General features: G+C 63.1%; 16 protein-coding genes. 4 read left to right on the top strand and 12 right to left on the bottom strand.

Annotated features, from left to right (window positions below; translation table 11 throughout):
• Positions 1–19: 19 nt before the first annotated feature.
• The 4 genes from FJ960_RS04995 to FJ960_RS29395 form a co-directional block, all read right to left on the bottom strand.
• Entirely contained in the window at positions 20–1,027 is a 1,008-nt protein-coding gene (locus tag FJ960_RS04995) for an iron ABC transporter substrate-binding protein (protein ID WP_140503260.1), read from the bottom strand.
• Positions 1,028–1,148: 121 nt separating this feature from the next.
• Complete coding sequence (locus tag FJ960_RS04990) at positions 1,149–2,501, bottom strand: hypothetical protein (RefSeq protein ID WP_140712244.1); 1,353 nt, start codon at positions 2,499–2,501, stop codon at positions 1,149–1,151.
• 9 nt (positions 2,502–2,510) lie between these two features.
• Positions 2,511–3,560 carry a hypothetical protein gene (locus FJ960_RS04985; RefSeq protein WP_140503256.1) on the bottom strand — a complete coding sequence of 350 codons (1,050 nt, stop codon included), beginning with the start codon at positions 3,558–3,560 and terminating at the stop codon, positions 2,511–2,513.
• Between the two features lie 72 nt (positions 3,561–3,632).
• Positions 3,633–3,770 (bottom strand): hypothetical protein, encoded by a 138-nt coding sequence (locus tag FJ960_RS29395; protein WP_181174150.1) that lies wholly within the window; start codon positions 3,768–3,770, stop codon positions 3,633–3,635.
• A 229-nt stretch (positions 3,771–3,999) separates the two neighbouring features.
• On the opposite strand from FJ960_RS29395, the gene FJ960_RS04980 reads away from it, so the two are divergent.
• The 3 genes from FJ960_RS04980 (at position 4,000) to FJ960_RS04970 (ending at position 7,349) form a co-directional block, all read left to right on the top strand.
• On the top strand, positions 4,000–4,566 hold the full coding sequence (locus tag FJ960_RS04980) for a sigma-70 family RNA polymerase sigma factor (protein WP_140712242.1): 567 nt from the start codon (positions 4,000–4,002) through the stop codon (positions 4,564–4,566).
• 1 nt (position 4,567) lies between these two features.
• Positions 4,568–5,206, top strand: coding sequence for an NrsF family protein (locus tag FJ960_RS04975; protein ID WP_140503252.1), 639 nt, complete (start codon positions 4,568–4,570; stop codon positions 5,204–5,206).
• A 163-nt stretch (positions 5,207–5,369) separates the two neighbouring features.
• On the top strand, positions 5,370–7,349 hold the full coding sequence (locus tag FJ960_RS04970; protein WP_140712240.1) for a PAS domain S-box protein: 1,980 nt from the start codon (positions 5,370–5,372) through the stop codon (positions 7,347–7,349).
• A 9-nt stretch (positions 7,350–7,358) separates the two neighbouring features.
• On the opposite strand, the gene FJ960_RS04965 is transcribed toward FJ960_RS04970, so the two are convergent.
• The 7 genes from FJ960_RS04965 to FJ960_RS04935 form a co-directional block, all read right to left on the bottom strand.
• Positions 7,359–8,237 carry a 3-hydroxybutyryl-CoA dehydrogenase gene (locus tag FJ960_RS04965; RefSeq protein WP_140503248.1) on the bottom strand — a complete coding sequence of 293 codons (879 nt, stop codon included), beginning with the start codon at positions 8,235–8,237 and terminating at the stop codon, positions 7,359–7,361.
• Between the two features lie 209 nt (positions 8,238–8,446).
• A complete protein-coding gene (locus tag FJ960_RS04960) occupies positions 8,447–9,376 on the bottom strand; it encodes an electron transfer flavoprotein subunit alpha/FixB family protein (RefSeq protein WP_140712238.1) in 930 nt (309 codons plus the stop codon).
• A 20-nt stretch (positions 9,377–9,396) separates the two neighbouring features.
• Entirely contained in the window at positions 9,397–10,146 is a 750-nt protein-coding gene (locus FJ960_RS04955) for an electron transfer flavoprotein subunit beta/FixA family protein (RefSeq protein ID WP_027143462.1), read from the bottom strand.
• A gap of 235 nt (positions 10,147–10,381) precedes the next feature.
• The gene (locus tag FJ960_RS04950; RefSeq protein ID WP_140712236.1) at positions 10,382–11,182 is read right to left on the bottom strand and encodes a rhomboid family intramembrane serine protease; all 801 of its coding nucleotides are present in this window, start codon (positions 11,180–11,182) and stop codon (positions 10,382–10,384) included.
• A gap of 33 nt (positions 11,183–11,215) precedes the next feature.
• Positions 11,216–11,797 (bottom strand): cob(I)yrinic acid a,c-diamide adenosyltransferase, encoded by a 582-nt coding sequence (locus FJ960_RS04945; RefSeq protein WP_140503241.1) that lies wholly within the window; start codon positions 11,795–11,797, stop codon positions 11,216–11,218.
• A gap of 18 nt (positions 11,798–11,815) precedes the next feature.
• Complete coding sequence (locus tag FJ960_RS04940) at positions 11,816–12,007, bottom strand: twin transmembrane helix small protein (RefSeq protein WP_015315567.1); 192 nt, start codon at positions 12,005–12,007, stop codon at positions 11,816–11,818.
• Between the two features lie 25 nt (positions 12,008–12,032).
• Positions 12,033–12,899: an SDR family oxidoreductase gene (locus FJ960_RS04935; protein ID WP_140712234.1), complete on the bottom strand. Its 867-nt coding sequence runs from the start codon at positions 12,897–12,899 to the stop codon at positions 12,033–12,035.
• Positions 12,900–12,957: 58 nt separating this feature from the next.
• On the opposite strand from FJ960_RS04935, the gene FJ960_RS04930 reads away from it, so the two are divergent.
• A complete protein-coding gene (locus tag FJ960_RS04930) occupies positions 12,958–13,809 on the top strand; it encodes a YihY/virulence factor BrkB family protein (protein WP_140503237.1) in 852 nt (283 codons plus the stop codon).
• Here FJ960_RS04930 and FJ960_RS04925 read toward each other — a convergent pair.
• Positions 13,779–14,681, bottom strand: coding sequence for an EamA family transporter (locus FJ960_RS04925; protein ID WP_140712232.1), 903 nt, complete (start codon positions 14,679–14,681; stop codon positions 13,779–13,781). The genes FJ960_RS04930 and FJ960_RS04925 overlap by 31 nt on opposite strands.
• Between the last annotated feature and the right edge of the window lie 95 nt (positions 14,682–14,776).

Genomic DNA, 14,776 nt, shown 5'->3' with positions numbered 1-14,776 from the left:
TTATTAGGAAGAACGACGACTAAAGCAAGCCGGCTGCGGTCATCAGGTCGGTGACCTTCTTGGAGTTCAGCGTCGCGGCGTCGACCTTCGGCGCCTGCAGGTCGACCAGTGGCACCAGCTTCGGATTGGACTGCGCACCCTTGCCGACCGCGTATTCGAAGGAGGTTCCGTTCTTCAGCACGTCCTGGCCACCCTTGCCGGTCACCCATTTCAGGAAGGCCTGAGCTTCCTTGGGGTGCTTGCTCGAGGCTAGCACGCCGCCGCCGGAGACCGATACGAAAGCGCCCGGATCCTGGTTCTTGAAATAGTGCAGCGCGACGTTCTTGGAGTTTTCGCCGGTCTTGGCCTGATCGCCGAAATAGTAATAGTGGTAGATCACGCCGCCTTCGATCTCGCCGGCATTGACCGCCTTCATCACCGTGCTGTTACCCTTGTAGGCGGTGAAGTTCGCCTTCATCGCCTTCAGCCAATCGGCCGTGGCGGCCTCGCCCTTGAGCTGCAGTAATGCGCTGACAATAGCCTGGAAATCGGCGCCAGAAGGCGAGGCCGCCCAGCGGCCCTTCCAACTCGGGTCGGCGAGGTCGAGCATCGACTTGGGCAACTGGTCGGCCTTGAGCTTGGTCGTATTGTAGGCAAAGACGGTGCTGCGCGCGGCCACGCCCACCCATTTGCCGCTGGCGGCCTGATAGTCCTGCGGGACCTGTGCGAGCGTGTCGGCGTCGACCGGCGCGAACAGGCCGGCATTCTCGACCAGCACCATGGCCGGCGAATTTTCCGTCAGAAACACGTCGGCGGGCGAGGAGGCGCCTTCGGCGACGATCTGGTTGGAGAAGTCGCTGTCGCCGCCATTGCGCAAGGTAACCTTGATGCCGGTTTCCTTGGTGAACCCTTCGGCCCAATCCTTGGCCAGGCTTTCATGCTGGGCGTTATAGACGATGATGCCGGCATCTTCGGCCGTCGCCGGACCGGCGGCCAGGCTGATTGCAAGCGCCGCTACGCTGGCCAGGGCAAGAAGGGGGGATTTCATAAGGTACTCCTCGGGGTTGCCCGCACTGCGGGTGCGTCCGAGTATCAATTCATGAATGGGTTAGTCAAGATTAAAAGGCAATCGGCGCCATCACGGTTTCGCGTATCGGACGCTGATGGCATCATCCGACATGCGGTGCTGGTGGCTGCTCCTGCGGAATGCAACCATCGACCATCGGATGAATGGTCCAGCGCTGGTCCAGGCCCTGCTGTGTTCGTTTGGTCTCCGGATCGAACGCTTCGTTCAGCATGGCGCACCACGTTCTGCGCAGATTCTCGCAGCGTGTCCTGAACGCGGCGCTGCCAAGCCCGTCACGCATATCCTGCGCGGTGAGGTCGATGGCCTCGCCTGGCGGTTTGGGCGGGACCGTGCCCGTGTCGGGAAAATCCGGATTCCACTGAAGATAGTGTCTTGCGTCGACACCGGCCGCCGCATCGAATTTGACCACCGCCATCAGCGGATGAAACTCATGCCAGCCCTTGTGATAGCCGTCATAGACATGTTCGCCGAGGACGGCGACATAATCGCCCATCCTGATGGGGCCGAGCGCCTTGTCGCCGACATTGGCGTCCTCGACATTGCCGGGATTCCAGTTGAACAGTCCCTGCAGGACCGGCTTGACCCCGCCGAAGTAGGACGCCGCTCCGCCGATGGCGCCGCCAATGGCCGCTCCGAGCAATCCTCCCAGGAACGAGCCGATGGCGCAGCCCAGCGCACCCAGGAAGAACGACCCTATGGCGCAGCCGACAGCCGCCCCAACACTGGCACCGGCGGCCGCCGCGGCCGCCGTGACGACCAGAGCCGCCGTCAGCAGGATGACGATGGCCGGCGCCCACTGGCGCATCTTGATCCAGAAGTCACCCTCGGCCTCGCAGTGCAGGGCCCAGCGGGCATGATCGTCGGCGGGTGCGTAGCCCAGATCCGCCTTCAGGTCATCGCGCGGCAACAGCAGTTCATGACCCTGAAAGCCGTCATTGAGAATGTCGTTCGTCGGATGGGCCGTCATGTTGGCGGCGAATTCCGCGACGACGGTGCCGTCGCCACTGTAGCGATTAGCGGCGGCCAAAGCCGCCTCATTGGTTTCGGCGTTGAGAATTTCAGTCGTCGGATGCGGCATCAGTATGACGTCGAAATACTGGTCGTTGTCGAAGGCGCCGAGATCGCTGCGGAACGGATTGTAGGAGACGATGCCGACGGCGCATTTCGGATTGTCCTTGTCGAGACAGACCAGGCGATGGTTGAGCCATTCCCCGGCGGCCTTGTCGATCGTCGCGGTGGCGGACGCCAGAAACGCGATTGCCGCGGCAAGTGCTGCGCCGACCGGCCCCAGCAGCAAGCCGAAGGCGGCCGCCAGCCCGGTGATGACGATGATCTGCAGCGCCTGGCCGGCGAGGAAAGCCAGCCGGTCGGCCTCATTGTAGGGCTTGCCACCGGCCGGATAGAGAAAGCAGCTCGTATAGTGCTTGTAGGCCATCGGAGCGCCTCAGCCTTTCGTGGCGATGAGCGTCACGCCGCCGGTCAAGGTGCGTGATCCGCTTTCGCCGATCGTGAAGACATGGACGTTGAAGGCCTTTGAGCCACGGAAGGCGGCGTCCCTCGGTTCGATCTCGACGGTGATCTCGGTTATCTGGCGCGGCTGCAGTGAAAGCGTTCTTGGAACGATCCTGACCGACCAGTCATCGGGAACGGGAAACCGGCCATAGGCCTGTTCCTCCAGCGCCTTGGCCCAGCGCGCCTTGCTCTCCGCGAGCCTCGGCTGCGGGGTGTCCGTGCGTTCGTCTCGACCTTGGCCGCGTGGCGGGGTACATGGTTGCAGCTTCGGCAGGCCGTAGCAGTCCGCCTCGATCTGGAAACGCCGGACGACCGAGGCCTCGTTGCGGACGCTGAAGGAGAACTTTGCCGGTGAGCGCATCTCGGCAATGTTGACGTTCTTCTGGCCGAGGTTGTTGCCGGGGTTGGCGTCATCGCCCCAGGAAAGCTGTGCTTGCAGGCAGTAATGGCCGCCGGTGGCGGGCGTGGTCCAACTGAATTCGGCATAGGCAGGGCAATCGATCGTGCCCTTGGCCCCGAGATTGACGGCGACGTTGGCGATCGGACGGGAAACGGTCTGTGCGCCGAAGGACAGGTAGGACAGCGCCACCCCGACGCCGACGGCCGGCGCATCATAGGATCCGTTCCAGACACGCACGCGAACGCGATAGGTGCGAGAGGGCTGCAGCGCACCGGTGACTGGCGCGGCGCCGTCGAAAATGTCGATGTCGGGATTGTCCCAAGTGACCGCGAGACCCTGCGCCATCAGATAGTACTGGGCATAGAGAAGAGGATCGGCGCGCTTGTAGATGTCGGGCGGCAGCTGGATACAGCAATCGTTCTGCGCAGGGCTCGGCAGCCGCTGGCGCTTGGCCAACCGGCACAGCAGCATGCGAATCGTCGCAAACAGCACCTTCAGCCCGACGGCAAGACGCTTCCAGAATTCGGCGGCGAACAACAGCAGTGCCGCGGTTCTGACGTGGTTGACCAGAGATCCTGCCATGTCGTGTTTCCCACGCTGAGAGGACGCAACGGTAGTGTTTTCCTGGCGACGTATCCCCGCCGGTTCTCCCGGCTATTTCTTCAGTGATCCCCGTCTTCTGTAGAAGTAGATGGCAGCGACAAAGACTATGGCCGCAATGACGAGGCTGCCCTCGAAAGTTCCCAAGCCATTGTCGGGAGAAAATCCAAAAATGCGTTCAATGAAATCCATCCCGGCCTCCCTCCGATCCTTGACGCTACAGAAGGGTTTACCTTACGTCAATCAAGGCTTGGTCCGCGCCGTTCCCAACGCACGGGCCGGGAACCAGGGAAACCGTCAGGGAATTTCGCGGGGCCCTCCCGCAAACTTTCGTGATTTGCCCGTAGTTTGGCTTGGACATTATTTCGCCGGCCACGTAACAAATCAGTGCCGAGGCGCGAAGATCGGGGAGTGAACTCTTGTGAGCGGCAAGGACGAGGCCGAATTTTCCCGGCTGATGCGGGCCGCGATCGCGGGAGATGAAAAGGCCTATGCCGACTTTCTCCACCGGATTGCCGCACTGATCCGCGGCTTTGTCAGGCGCAAGATCGTGCAGGGCGGGGTCGATCCCGAGGATGTCGTGCAGGAAACCTTACTGGCCATTCATGTCAAACGACACACCTGGCGCCAGGACGCGCCGGTGCTGCCATGGGTCTATGCGATTGCCCGTTTCAAGCTGATCGATGCATTCCGGCGACGCGGGCGGCGCATCGAAATCGACGTCGACGACATCGCCGAGACTTTCGCCGAGCCGGAAACCGAGACGGTCAGCGAGCGCGACATCAACCGGGCGCTCGACGGGCTGCCGCCGGCTCAGCGGTCCGTGGTTTCGGCCGTGTCCGTGGAGGGCCGTTCCATCGGTGAGACAGCGGCGAAGTTCGGCATCAGCGAGACGGCGGTGCGTGTGTCGCTGCACCGGGGACTTACCGCCATAGCCAAGCGATTCGGCCAGGGGCGATTCGGCCAGGGGCGGTTCGGACGGGAATGACATGAAGACCGACGATCTCATCAAGGCGCTCGACGCCGATGCTCGCAGCAAGGCGATGCCATTGCGTTCGGCCTGGTGGCTGGCGGCCGGTGCGGCCGTCGTCGCCGCGGCCGCTGTTTTCATGATGACAATCGGGCCGCGCCCCGACTTCATGGTTGCCGCGCATACGATCCGCTTCCTGTCCAAGTTTGTTTTCACCGTCGTGCTCGCCATCAGCGCCTTCGCCCTGATCCGTGCCCTGTCGACGCCGGGTGCGGCGACAGGCCGGGCAATGGCGGCGATGATCGCCGCGCCGCTGCTGGTCGCGGTGGCCGTGGTGCTGGAACTCTTCATGGTGCCGCAGGCGCTATGGGGCACGCGCATGATCGGATCGAACATGATGATCTGCATGAGCTTCATCCCGCTGATCGGCATCGGCCCGCTGGCCATCTTCCTGTGGATGCTGCGCTATGGTGCGCCTACCCGGCCGGTGCTTGCCGGCACCGTCGCGGGGCTGCTTGCCGGCGGGCTGGCGGCGACCTTCTATGCGGCGCACTGCTTCGACGATTCGCCGCTTTTCGTTGCCACCTGGTACACGATCGCCATCGCGGCCCTCGCTTTGCTCGGCGCGCTCGGCGGGCGGTTTTTCGTGCGATGGTAACAGGATACCCGCGCCCACACCCCGTCAATACCGGTCCTTAATCATGCCGGCAATTGTTTGCCGGTTTCCCATGTCGCCGATGCCCCGGTCGCAACCTTTCCTTAAAACCGATCCTTGAGGGTCTTAACGGAAAAAGCGATTGCACACGGGGGTGGCATAAATCGTGACATTGCGAAGTATCATCGGGCCGGGACAGTACAAGCATGCAGCTCTGGCGCTGCTTGTGGCCGGCTTTGCCGTGGTGGCCGCCTCGCTTGTGCCGTCAAGGCTGGACCTTGGCGCGGAAGCATTCAGACTTTGCCTTCAAATATCGGTCGCGGTTACGGTCTGCGCGCTTTTCCTGGCCTATCTGTTCATCACGCGCATCTCTGATGACCGGCGGCAGATTGCGGAGAGCGAGCAGCGGTTCCGCCGAGCCATGGAAGATTCGGCCATCGGCATCGCCATCGTCAGCCTCGATGGGCGTATTCTCCAGACCAACCCAGCCTTCGCCGCCATGCTTGGCTATAGCCGAGAGGAAATCGAGGCGCTGACCTTCTTCCAGATCACGCATCCCGACGATTTGCATCTCGGGTGGGAAACCATGGAAAGCATGAGAGCTGGCACGGTCAACGCCTTCCAATTCGAGAAGCGTTACCTCAAAAAGGATGGCGCGCCCATTTGGGCCAATCTTGCCGGCTCCGTCATCCGAGACGAGAAAAGCGGCCGGCCGCTCTATCTCGTTTCGCAGATCGAGGACATCGACGCGCGCAAGCAGGCCGAGGCGCGCATCACGGAGGCGGAAACGCGCTGGAATTTCGCGCTGGCCGGCGCCGGTCAAGGTGTCTGGGATTTCGACATGCGCAAGGGGGGCACCACCTATTCCCCCACCTGGGTCAAGATGCTGGGCTATGGGGATGGCGAGCTTGACGGCGACCCCGATCGCTGGCTGACGATGATCCATCCCGACGACCGCGCCGCGGTCGCGGAGGCTGATCGCGCCCATCTCGATGGCCAGACGGAATTTTTCGAGGCCGAGTTCAGGATGCGCCACAAGGATGGCCGCTGGGTTTGGATTCTCGACCGCGGCAAGGCCATCGAGCGCGATGCGGACGGACAGCTGATCAGAGCGATCGGCAGCTTGACCGACATCACCCGGCGCAAGCAGGCCGAAGAACGGCTCATCGTCTCGGCGGCGATGCTGGCCGACGAGAAGGAGCGGCTGAGGGTGACGCTGCAATCGATCGGCGATGCGGTCATCTGCACCGATGCCGCGAACCGCGTCACCTTCATGAACCCGGTGGCCGAAAAGCTGACCGGCGTTTCCGGCGACGAGGCACTCGGCAAGACGCTGAGCCATGTCTATTGGGCAGTCGACGAGGAGACCGGCCACAGGATCGGCATGACGCGGCCCGTGACAGGCGAAGAGGCGCGCTCCGACCAGAACAGCCGCGCGGTCCTCATCCGGCGCGACGACACACGCTGCAGCATCCGCCAGGTCGTGTCGCCGATCATCAACGAGCGCAACGAATTCGGCGGGCTGGTGATCGTCTTCCAGGACTTCACCGATGCGCGCGCCCTGCAGCGCCAGCTTGCCCATGCCGCCGCGCACGATGCGCTCACCGGGCTCGCCAACCGCTCGAGCTTCATCCGCGCCATGGAGGGATTGGTCGATCAGGCGCGCAAGGACGGCACGATGGCCGGGGACCGCCATCACTTCATGTTCATCGACCTTGACCATTTCAAGCTGGTCAACGACACGGGCGGTCACGCTGCCGGAGACGCCCTGCTGAAGCGGGTCGCGGAGGCAGTGCGCGGCGTGCTTGGTTCTGAAGACATCGTCGCGCGTCTGGGTGGCGACGAATTCGCTGTTATCCTGAAGTCCGGTTCTGCCACTGACGCGCGGCTCGCGGCGCGTTCCATCATCGATGCGATAGCCGGCCTCAACTTCACCTGGGAAGGCCGGCCGCACGCGATCGGCGCCAGCATCGGGCTGACGGCGATCTGCGCCAATTGCGGCGAAGTCGACGAGATCATCGCGAGGGCCGATACCGCCTGCTATGCGGCCAAGGCGGCCGGGCGCGGATGCGTTTGCGTGGCACCCGACGGCAAAACCGCCGACGACAGGTCAGAACCACCCAAGCCGCTCGCCGCGGCCTCGTGACCGGACGCGTCAGCGCGTCGGAACGGGGTGCTCGCCGCGATAGTCGTAGAAGCCGCGTCCGGTCTTGCGGCCGAGCCAGCCGGCCTCGACATATTTGACCAGCAGCGGGCAGGGACGGTACTTCGAATCCGACAGGCCGTCATGCAGCACCTGCATGATCGACAGGCAGGTATCGAGGCCGATGAAATCGGCAAGCTGCAGCGGTCCCATCGGATGGTTGGCGCCGAGTCTCATGGCGGTGTCGATGGCATCGACCGAGCCGACGCCCTCATAGAGGGTGTAGATCGCCTCGTTGATCATCGGCAGAAGGATGCGATTGACGATAAAGGCCGGGAAATCCTCCGAGACCGTGATCGTCTTGTCGAGCTGCTTCACATAGGTCTTCGCCGCCTCGAAGGTCTGGTCCTCGGTGGCGATGCCGCGCACCAGTTCGACCAGCTTCATCAGCGGAACAGGGTTCATGAAGTGTATGCCGATGAACCGCTCCGGCCGGTCGGTCTGCGCTGCTAGCCGCGTGATCGAGATCGACGAGGTGTTGGTCGCCAGAATCGCTTCGGGATTAAGCTGCGGGCAGAGCTGCGCATAGATCTTGCGCTTGACGGTTTCGTCCTCGGTCGCCGCCTCGATCACCAGATCGGCGCCGGCAAGATCGGCCATCGTCGGCGCCGACGCGATGCGTGCCATGGCCTCATTACGGAGCTTCTCGTCGAGCTTGCCGGACCCCACCTGACGGGCCATGTTGCCGCTGATGGTGGCGATGCCCTTCTCGATACGGTCGGGCGATATATCGTAGATCAGAACCTTGTAACCCGAAAGCGCGGAGACGTGCGCTATGCCGCCGCCCATCTGGCCCGCACCAATGATGCCGATCGTCTCGATCTTGCTCATTACCCGATCCCGTCCGGAGCGTTTCTCGCCAGAATCGCGAACCGCCCCATCTCTTTGTTTTCCCGCAATTCCCGGCGCAAAAAACCTGCGCACTGCCGCTGGAATTGCTCTCAGCCTTTGTGGCCTGCTTATTGTGCGGTGCAAACTAAAAGGGTGGGGCGACTTCGTCTACCCCACCCCTGGCAATTTAATACGGTTGCGCAGAAGCGTCAAAGTGCCTTCTGCAACTCCGGCAGGATGACGAAGAGGTCGCCGACGAGGCCGTAGTCGGCAACCTGGAAGATCGGCGCTTCCTCGTCCTTGTTGATGGCGACGATGACCTTGCTGTCCTTCATGCCGGCGAGGTGCTGGATGGCGCCGGAGATGCCGACCGCAATGTAGAGATCGGGGGCGACGACCTTGCCGGTCTGGCCGACCTGCCAGTCGTTCGGCGCATAGCCGGCGTCGACGGCGGCGCGGGAAGCACCGACGGCGGCGCCGAGCTTGTCGGCGACCGGCAGGATGACTTCCTGGAATTTTTCCGAGGAACCGAGCGCACGGCCGCCCGAGATGATGATCTTGGCCGAGGTCAGCTCCGGACGGTCGGTCTCCGACAGCTTGTTCTCGACGAAGGTGGACAGGCTGGGGTTGGCAGCCGCATGAACCGTCTCGACCGAAGCCGAGCCACCCTCGGGTGCTGCCTGGAAGGAGGCGGTGCGCACGGTGATCACCTTCTTGGCGTCGCTCGACTGCACCGTCTGGATTGCGTTGCCGGCATAGATCGGCCGCTTGAAGGTATCCGGCGAGACCACTTCGATGATCTCGGAGACCTGCGCGACATCGAGCAGGGCCGCGACGCGCGGCGCGACGTTCTTGCCCGCGGACGTCGCCGGCGCGATGATCGTGTCGTAGGCGCCAGCCAGCGAGACGACCAGTGCCGCCGTCGGCTCAGCCAGACGCTCGGCGAGCTCGTCGGCTTCGGCGAGCAGCACCTTGCTCACGCCCTTCAGTTTCGCGGCTGCGTCGGCAGCAGCCTTGGCGCCTTTGCCGGCCACCAGCACATGAACGTCCGAGCCGATCTGCAGCGCAGCCGAAAGTGCCTTGGCGGTCTGGTCGGAAAGCGTTGCGTTGTCGTGTTCTGCGATGAGGAGAATTGCCATCTTTTTATCCCTTCCCAGCCTTACAGCACGCCGGCTTCGTTCTTGAGCTTGTCGACCAGTTCGGCGACGCTCTTGACCTTGACGCCCGCCTTGCGGCCGCCCGGCTCCTCGGTCTTGATGACCTTGAGGCGCGGCGTGACGTCGGCGCCGTAGTCGGCGGGCGACTTCTCGTCGAGCGGCTTCTTCTTGGCCTTCATGATGTTGGGCAGCGAGGCATAGCGCGGCTGGTTGAGGCGAAGGTCGGCGGTGACGATCACCGGCATCTTCAACTCCACCGTCTGCAAGCCGCCGTCGACTTCGCGCGTCACCTTGGCATGGTCGCCCTCGAGCACGACCTTGGATGCGAAGGTGCCCTGCGCCCAGCCAAGCAGGGCGGCCAGCATCTGGCCGGTCTGGTTGGAATCATCGTCGATCGCCTGCTTGCCGAGAATGACAAGGCCTGGCTTCTCCGCCTCGACCACGCCCTTCAGCACCTTGGCGACGCCGAGCGGCTCGGTCTGTTCGTCGGTCTTGACCAGGATGGCGCGGTCGGCGCCCATGGCGAGCGCGGTGCGCAGTGTTTCCTGCGCCTGCTGCGGGCCGATCGACACGACGATGATCTCTTCGGCCTTGCCGGCTTCCTTGATCCGGATCGCTTCCTCGACGGCGATCTCGTCGAACGGGTTCATCGCCATCTTGACGTTAGCGAGTTCCACCGCCGAACCGTCGGCCTTCACGCGAACCTTCACATTCGCGTCCACAACCCGCTTCACGGGCACAAGGATCTTCATTTGCCTGTCACCTCTTCACGCTAGTTGGGCGCGCTATAGCAGCCTGCGCCCTTTCTGAGTTGTCGAAAGCCGACATTCCGGACTGAATTCCGGCCAGACGGAATTCTGGCCGGATGGAAATTCTGGTCTTTGCCCGCCTTGCGGCTGCTCCTTAACCGCCTTGGGCTGCGACGGAGACGTTTCCGTAATTGTGGCAACCCTTGTCGTCAATACGCTGGAAGCTGCTCAAATCGGTTCAGTTCGGGCCAGAAGGGTTTCCGCGGCCCCAGCGCGCCGCAGTGACGGACGTTTGGGGTGTCGCTGGTTCGCCAACGGCCGGCGGCTGTTCGGGGGCCGGAACCACGGCGTCCTCATCAGCGGGGGCAAACAGCGGCACGCCGCGACTGCGCAGGACCAGCACCAGGACCGCGCCGGCAATGATGCCGCCGATGTGGCAGGCCCAGGAGATTTGATCCTCTCCACCGGCCGCGAACATGACGACCTGGAACAGCACCCACAGGATGAGCGGAATGAAGGCTGGAATACGCAAGGGGATGCGGGCAAAGGCAAGCACCCACACCTTCACCCTGGGATAGAGGATCAGGTAGGCGACGACCACGCCGGCAATGGCGCCCGAGGCGCCGATCAGCGGCACTTGCGAATCCCAGGCGATAAGCCCCTGGAAAGCGGCTCCGGCGATGGCGCAGAGGAGATAGAAGATCAGGTAGCGGATGTGGCCGAGCGCGTCCTCGACATTGTCGCCGAACACCCAAAGGAACAGCATGTTGCCGCCGAGGTGGAAAATGTCGGCATGCAGGAAGGAGTAGGTGAGGTAGCTCAGGCTCTCGGGGATGATGATAAAGCGAGGGTCAAGCTCGGCCGTGTCGTGAACGACGGAGGGGATGAAGCCGAGGCCAAGCACGGCGGCATTGGTGAAGTTCTCGCCGCCGAGCGCCGTGGCGCAATAGACCACGGCATTGGCGACGATCAGCCCGATCGTCACATATTGCAGCCTGATGTGGCGAAGCCTGTTGGTGTCGTAAAGCGGGATGAACATTTGTCGTTGGCCTCGTCCCGCCTTTCAGTCTGTTCAGCGGTTCCTGCCGGGAACCCATAGCACGTCGGCATTTCCATTGTCATTGACCGCCCGGGCGGCGACAAACAGGAAATCCGAGACGCGGTTGATGTATTTCAGCCCGTCGCGGTTGACGTGTTCGGCCGGGTCCTGAGCCAGGGCGACCATCAGCCGCTCGGCTCGCCTGGCCACGGTGCGGGCAAGATGGAGGGCGGCCGCCGCCGGCGTGCCGCCGTTCAGCACGAAGGATTTCAGCGGCCGAAGGTCTTTGTTGAGGAGGTCAATATCGCGCTCGACACGGCTGGTCTGGGCGGCAACGATGCGCAGCGGCTCGTAGCCAAGCGGCTTGCCGTCATCAGGCACGGCGAGATCGGCGCCGAGGTCGAAAAGGTCGTTCTGAATGCGGGCAAGCATGGCGTCGATCGCCTGATAGCTCTGTGCGGTATGCACGCGAGCCATGCCGATGCAGGCATTGGCTTCGTCGACCGTACCATACGCATCCACCCTGAGATCGGATTTCAGCCGCCGCTCACCAGTGCCGAGCCCGGTGGTGCCGTCATCGCCGGTGCGGGTGTAGATCTTGTTGAGCTTGACCACATCGCCTCCCGAAGGCCCTTACTTGCGGGTGAAATACACGGCCAGCAGGATCAGCGCCAGCGCCACGGCCTGCAGCAGAACGCGCGCCTGCATCAACTTGTTGGAGGTCACGCCGGAGCCGCCGCGCATCATGTTGATGAGGCCCCTGATCAGCACGACCACCACGGCGGCCATGACCAGAATGGCAAGGATGTTGAAGGCAGTAGCCATTTTGTGTTTCCAGTTCTTTGCTTGTTCAGGCGCGCTTGGCGAGCAGGCGGTGGAGCATCGAGGCAGGCAGGATGCGTTTGAGCATGGCCCCGATCTTGGCCGATATTGTTACCACATAGTGCGGGCGCGGGCGTCGCGACAGAAGTGCATGGCAAAGCACCTTGTGGACCACTTCCGGCCCGGGCTTCAGTGCCGATTGGCTGCCGCCGGCGCGCATGCGTTCCAGCTGCGCGGCATAGTCGGCGCGATGCACGGAATTCTCGTGATCGATATTCCTGAGGAACCAGGGCAGGCCATTGCTGGCGATCTTGGATTTCACCGGCCCCGGCTCGATCAGCGAGACATGGATGCCGCTGCCGGCCAGTTCCTGGCGCTGGCAGAGCATCAAGGCTTCCAAGGCATGTTTGGACGCCGAATAGGCGCCGCGGAAGCGCACAGGCACGAGACCCAGGATCGACGAGCAATGGACGAGGCGGCCGTGGCCCTGGCGGCGCATCACCGGAACCAGACGGCGGGTCAGATCGTGCCAGCCGAAGAAATTGGCCTCGAACTGCTGCTTGAGCGCCGCAACGGGCAGATCCTCGACGGCGCCTGCCTGCGCGTAGGCGCCGTTGTTGAACAGCGCGTCGAGCCTGCCGCTGGTGCGGTCGAGCACTGCCGCCACCAGGGCGGCGATCGATGCCGGTTCAGTGTAATCGAGATAGAAGGCCTCGATGCCGTCCGCTTCGAGCGCGGCGATGTCTTGCGGCTTGCGCGCCGTCGCGAACACCCGCCAGCCCTCGGCCTTCAACGCACGGGCGCAATAGGCGCCTATGCCGGAAGACGCACCGGTGACGATGATGGTGCGCAACTCTGCCGCTGGAGAATTCGAGGTTTGACGAAGGGTTGCCATTTGTCGCATTCCCTTCCCATATTCGCGGCGTCGAGACAATCGAAGGGAGCGCGCTTTCTTGCTGCGGAATATTGTCGCCCTGCGCCGCGTGCTCTACGACGCGCTCGGCCATTTCAACACCGATGACGGCTGGGCGATGGCCAGCCATCTGGCGATCACCTCGCTGATGGCGCTGTTTCCGTTCCTGATCTTCGCCACGACGCTGGCCAGCTTCCTCGGCGCCCAGGCCTTTGCCGACACAGCCGTGCATCTGGTCTTCGACACATGGCCCGAGCAGATCGCCAAGCCGATCGCGCGCGAGGTGCTGAACGTGCTGACTGTCAGGCGCACCGACCTGTTGACTTATGGCGTGCTGCTTGCCGCCTATTTTGCCTCCAACGGCATCGAGGCGCTGCGCACGTCGCTCAACCGCGCCTATCGGGTCACCGAGACGCGCGGCATCATCTATCGCCGGGTGCAGAGCATCTTCTTCGTGCTGATCGCGACCGCCGGGTTCCTGGCTATCAGCGTGCTCCTGGTGTTCGCGCCCCTGCTGGCGCGGCTGGCGGAGGCCCATTTCCAGTGGATCAAACCCTATACGGGCACGAGCACGCTGTGGCGTTACGTCATTGCCTCAACGGTCATCATCGGCGGACTTTTTGCCGTCCACTACTGGCTGCCGGCCGGCAAGCGCCGTTTCGTATCGCTGATACCCGGCATCATCTTCACACTGGCCGCATGGCTTATCGGCTCGACGATGTTTGCCACCTATCTCGATCATTTCTCGTCCTATGTGACGACCTATGCCGGTCTCGCCTCGATCATGATCGCGGTGGTTTTCCTCTACATCGTCTCGGCGATCTTCATCCTCGGCGGCGAGCTCAACGCCGCGATCAGCCGCTATCTGGAGGCGCGCGCCCGGGTCGGTTGAAGTTTGCCCGATCGGGCGGTCGCCAGCCCAACGCCGAACGTGGTGATCGCCATGCCGGCGATCTGAAATGCGTTGAGCTGTTCGTTGAACAGGGCCCAGGCGATGATGGCCGTCACCGCCGGCACGAGGTAGAACAACGACGCCACTTTCGACATCTCGCCGTCGCGGATCATCACCATCAGAAGGAAGATGGCGCCGAGCGACAGCACCAGCAGCAGCCAGGCCATGGCGAAGATCAATTCGCCATTGATGACGACGGTTTGTGTTTCGAAGGCAAGCGAAGCCAGGATCATCAGCGAAGCGCCGCCGACATATTGCCACATGGTGGCCGCCACGAGGTCGCCGCCGGAAGCAAAACGCTTCTGCCAGATGGTGCCGGCACTCATGCCGAGCACGGAGACCAGGGAGGCGATCAGCGTGGCCGCCGTCACGCCGCCGCCGAGCGCGCCGAGTTTTGGCCACAGCACGATGACGATGCCGACAAGGCCGATAGCAAGGCCAAGCCAGTGGCGCGGCAGGATGGCCTCGCCCAGGAACTTGCCAGCGAGCATCGCGGTGATCAGCGGCTGCAGGCCGACGATCAGGGCCGAAAAACCGGCCGGCATGCCCCTATGAATGGCCCAGAAGACGGCGCCGAGATAGACGCCATGCATCAGCACGCCGGCGCCGGTGGCATGCAGCGCCTCGGTGCGGGTGGCTGGTTTCGAGCCAAGCACCAGCATCAGGACAGCCAGCAGGATGGCGGCCAGCACGAAACGCGCCGCGAGGAAGGTGAATGGCTCCGCCCAAGGCATGGCGTAACGCGCGCCGATGAAGCCGGTCGCCCAAAGGACGACGAAGGTGGCGGGGATGAACCGCTTGAGGCTGGACATTTTCCGGGGACCGCCGCGCTGGGTGAGAATTAACCGTGACGATGCTCTAGTCCTGTTCAACCCGGCGCGCAAAACGAAACCATTGATCCATGCGT

Source organism: Mesorhizobium sp. B2-3-11, assembly GCF_006442215.1.
GTDB classification, from domain to species: Bacteria; Pseudomonadota; Alphaproteobacteria; order Rhizobiales; family Rhizobiaceae; genus Mesorhizobium; species Mesorhizobium salmacidum.
The sequence above is the reverse complement of the archived record's forward strand: the minus strand, read 5'-3'. Positions and strand labels throughout refer to the sequence as shown.

Excerpts from the sequence above, each read along its gene's own strand:
- FJ960_RS04995 (WP_140503260.1), bottom strand. The coding sequence starts at position 1,027 with ATGAAATCCCCCCTTCTTGCCCTGGCCAGCGTAGCGGCGCTTGCAATC.
- FJ960_RS04990 (WP_140712244.1), bottom strand. The coding sequence starts at position 2,501 with ATGGCCTACAAGCACTATACGAGCTGCTTTCTCTATCCGGCCGGTGGC.
- FJ960_RS04985 (WP_140503256.1), bottom strand. The coding sequence starts at position 3,560 with ATGGCAGGATCTCTGGTCAACCACGTCAGAACCGCGGCACTGCTGTTG.
- FJ960_RS29395 (WP_181174150.1), bottom strand. The coding sequence starts at position 3,770 with ATGGATTTCATTGAACGCATTTTTGGATTTTCTCCCGACAATGGCTTG.
- FJ960_RS04975 (WP_140503252.1), top strand. The coding sequence starts at position 4,568 with ATGAAGACCGACGATCTCATCAAGGCGCTCGACGCCGATGCTCGCAGC.
- FJ960_RS04965 (WP_140503248.1), bottom strand. The coding sequence starts at position 8,237 with ATGAGCAAGATCGAGACGATCGGCATCATTGGTGCGGGCCAGATGGGC.
- FJ960_RS04960 (WP_140712238.1), bottom strand. The coding sequence starts at position 9,376 with ATGGCAATTCTCCTCATCGCAGAACACGACAACGCAACGCTTTCCGAC.
- FJ960_RS04955 (WP_027143462.1), bottom strand. The coding sequence starts at position 10,146 with ATGAAGATCCTTGTGCCCGTGAAGCGGGTTGTGGACGCGAATGTGAAG.
- FJ960_RS04950 (WP_140712236.1), bottom strand. The coding sequence starts at position 11,182 with ATGTTCATCCCGCTTTACGACACCAACAGGCTTCGCCACATCAGGCTG.
- FJ960_RS04940 (WP_015315567.1), bottom strand. The coding sequence starts at position 12,007 with ATGGCTACTGCCTTCAACATCCTTGCCATTCTGGTCATGGCCGCCGTG.
- FJ960_RS04935 (WP_140712234.1), bottom strand. The coding sequence starts at position 12,899 with ATGGCAACCCTTCGTCAAACCTCGAATTCTCCAGCGGCAGAGTTGCGC.
- FJ960_RS04925 (WP_140712232.1), bottom strand. The coding sequence starts at position 14,681 with ATGTCCAGCCTCAAGCGGTTCATCCCCGCCACCTTCGTCGTCCTTTGG.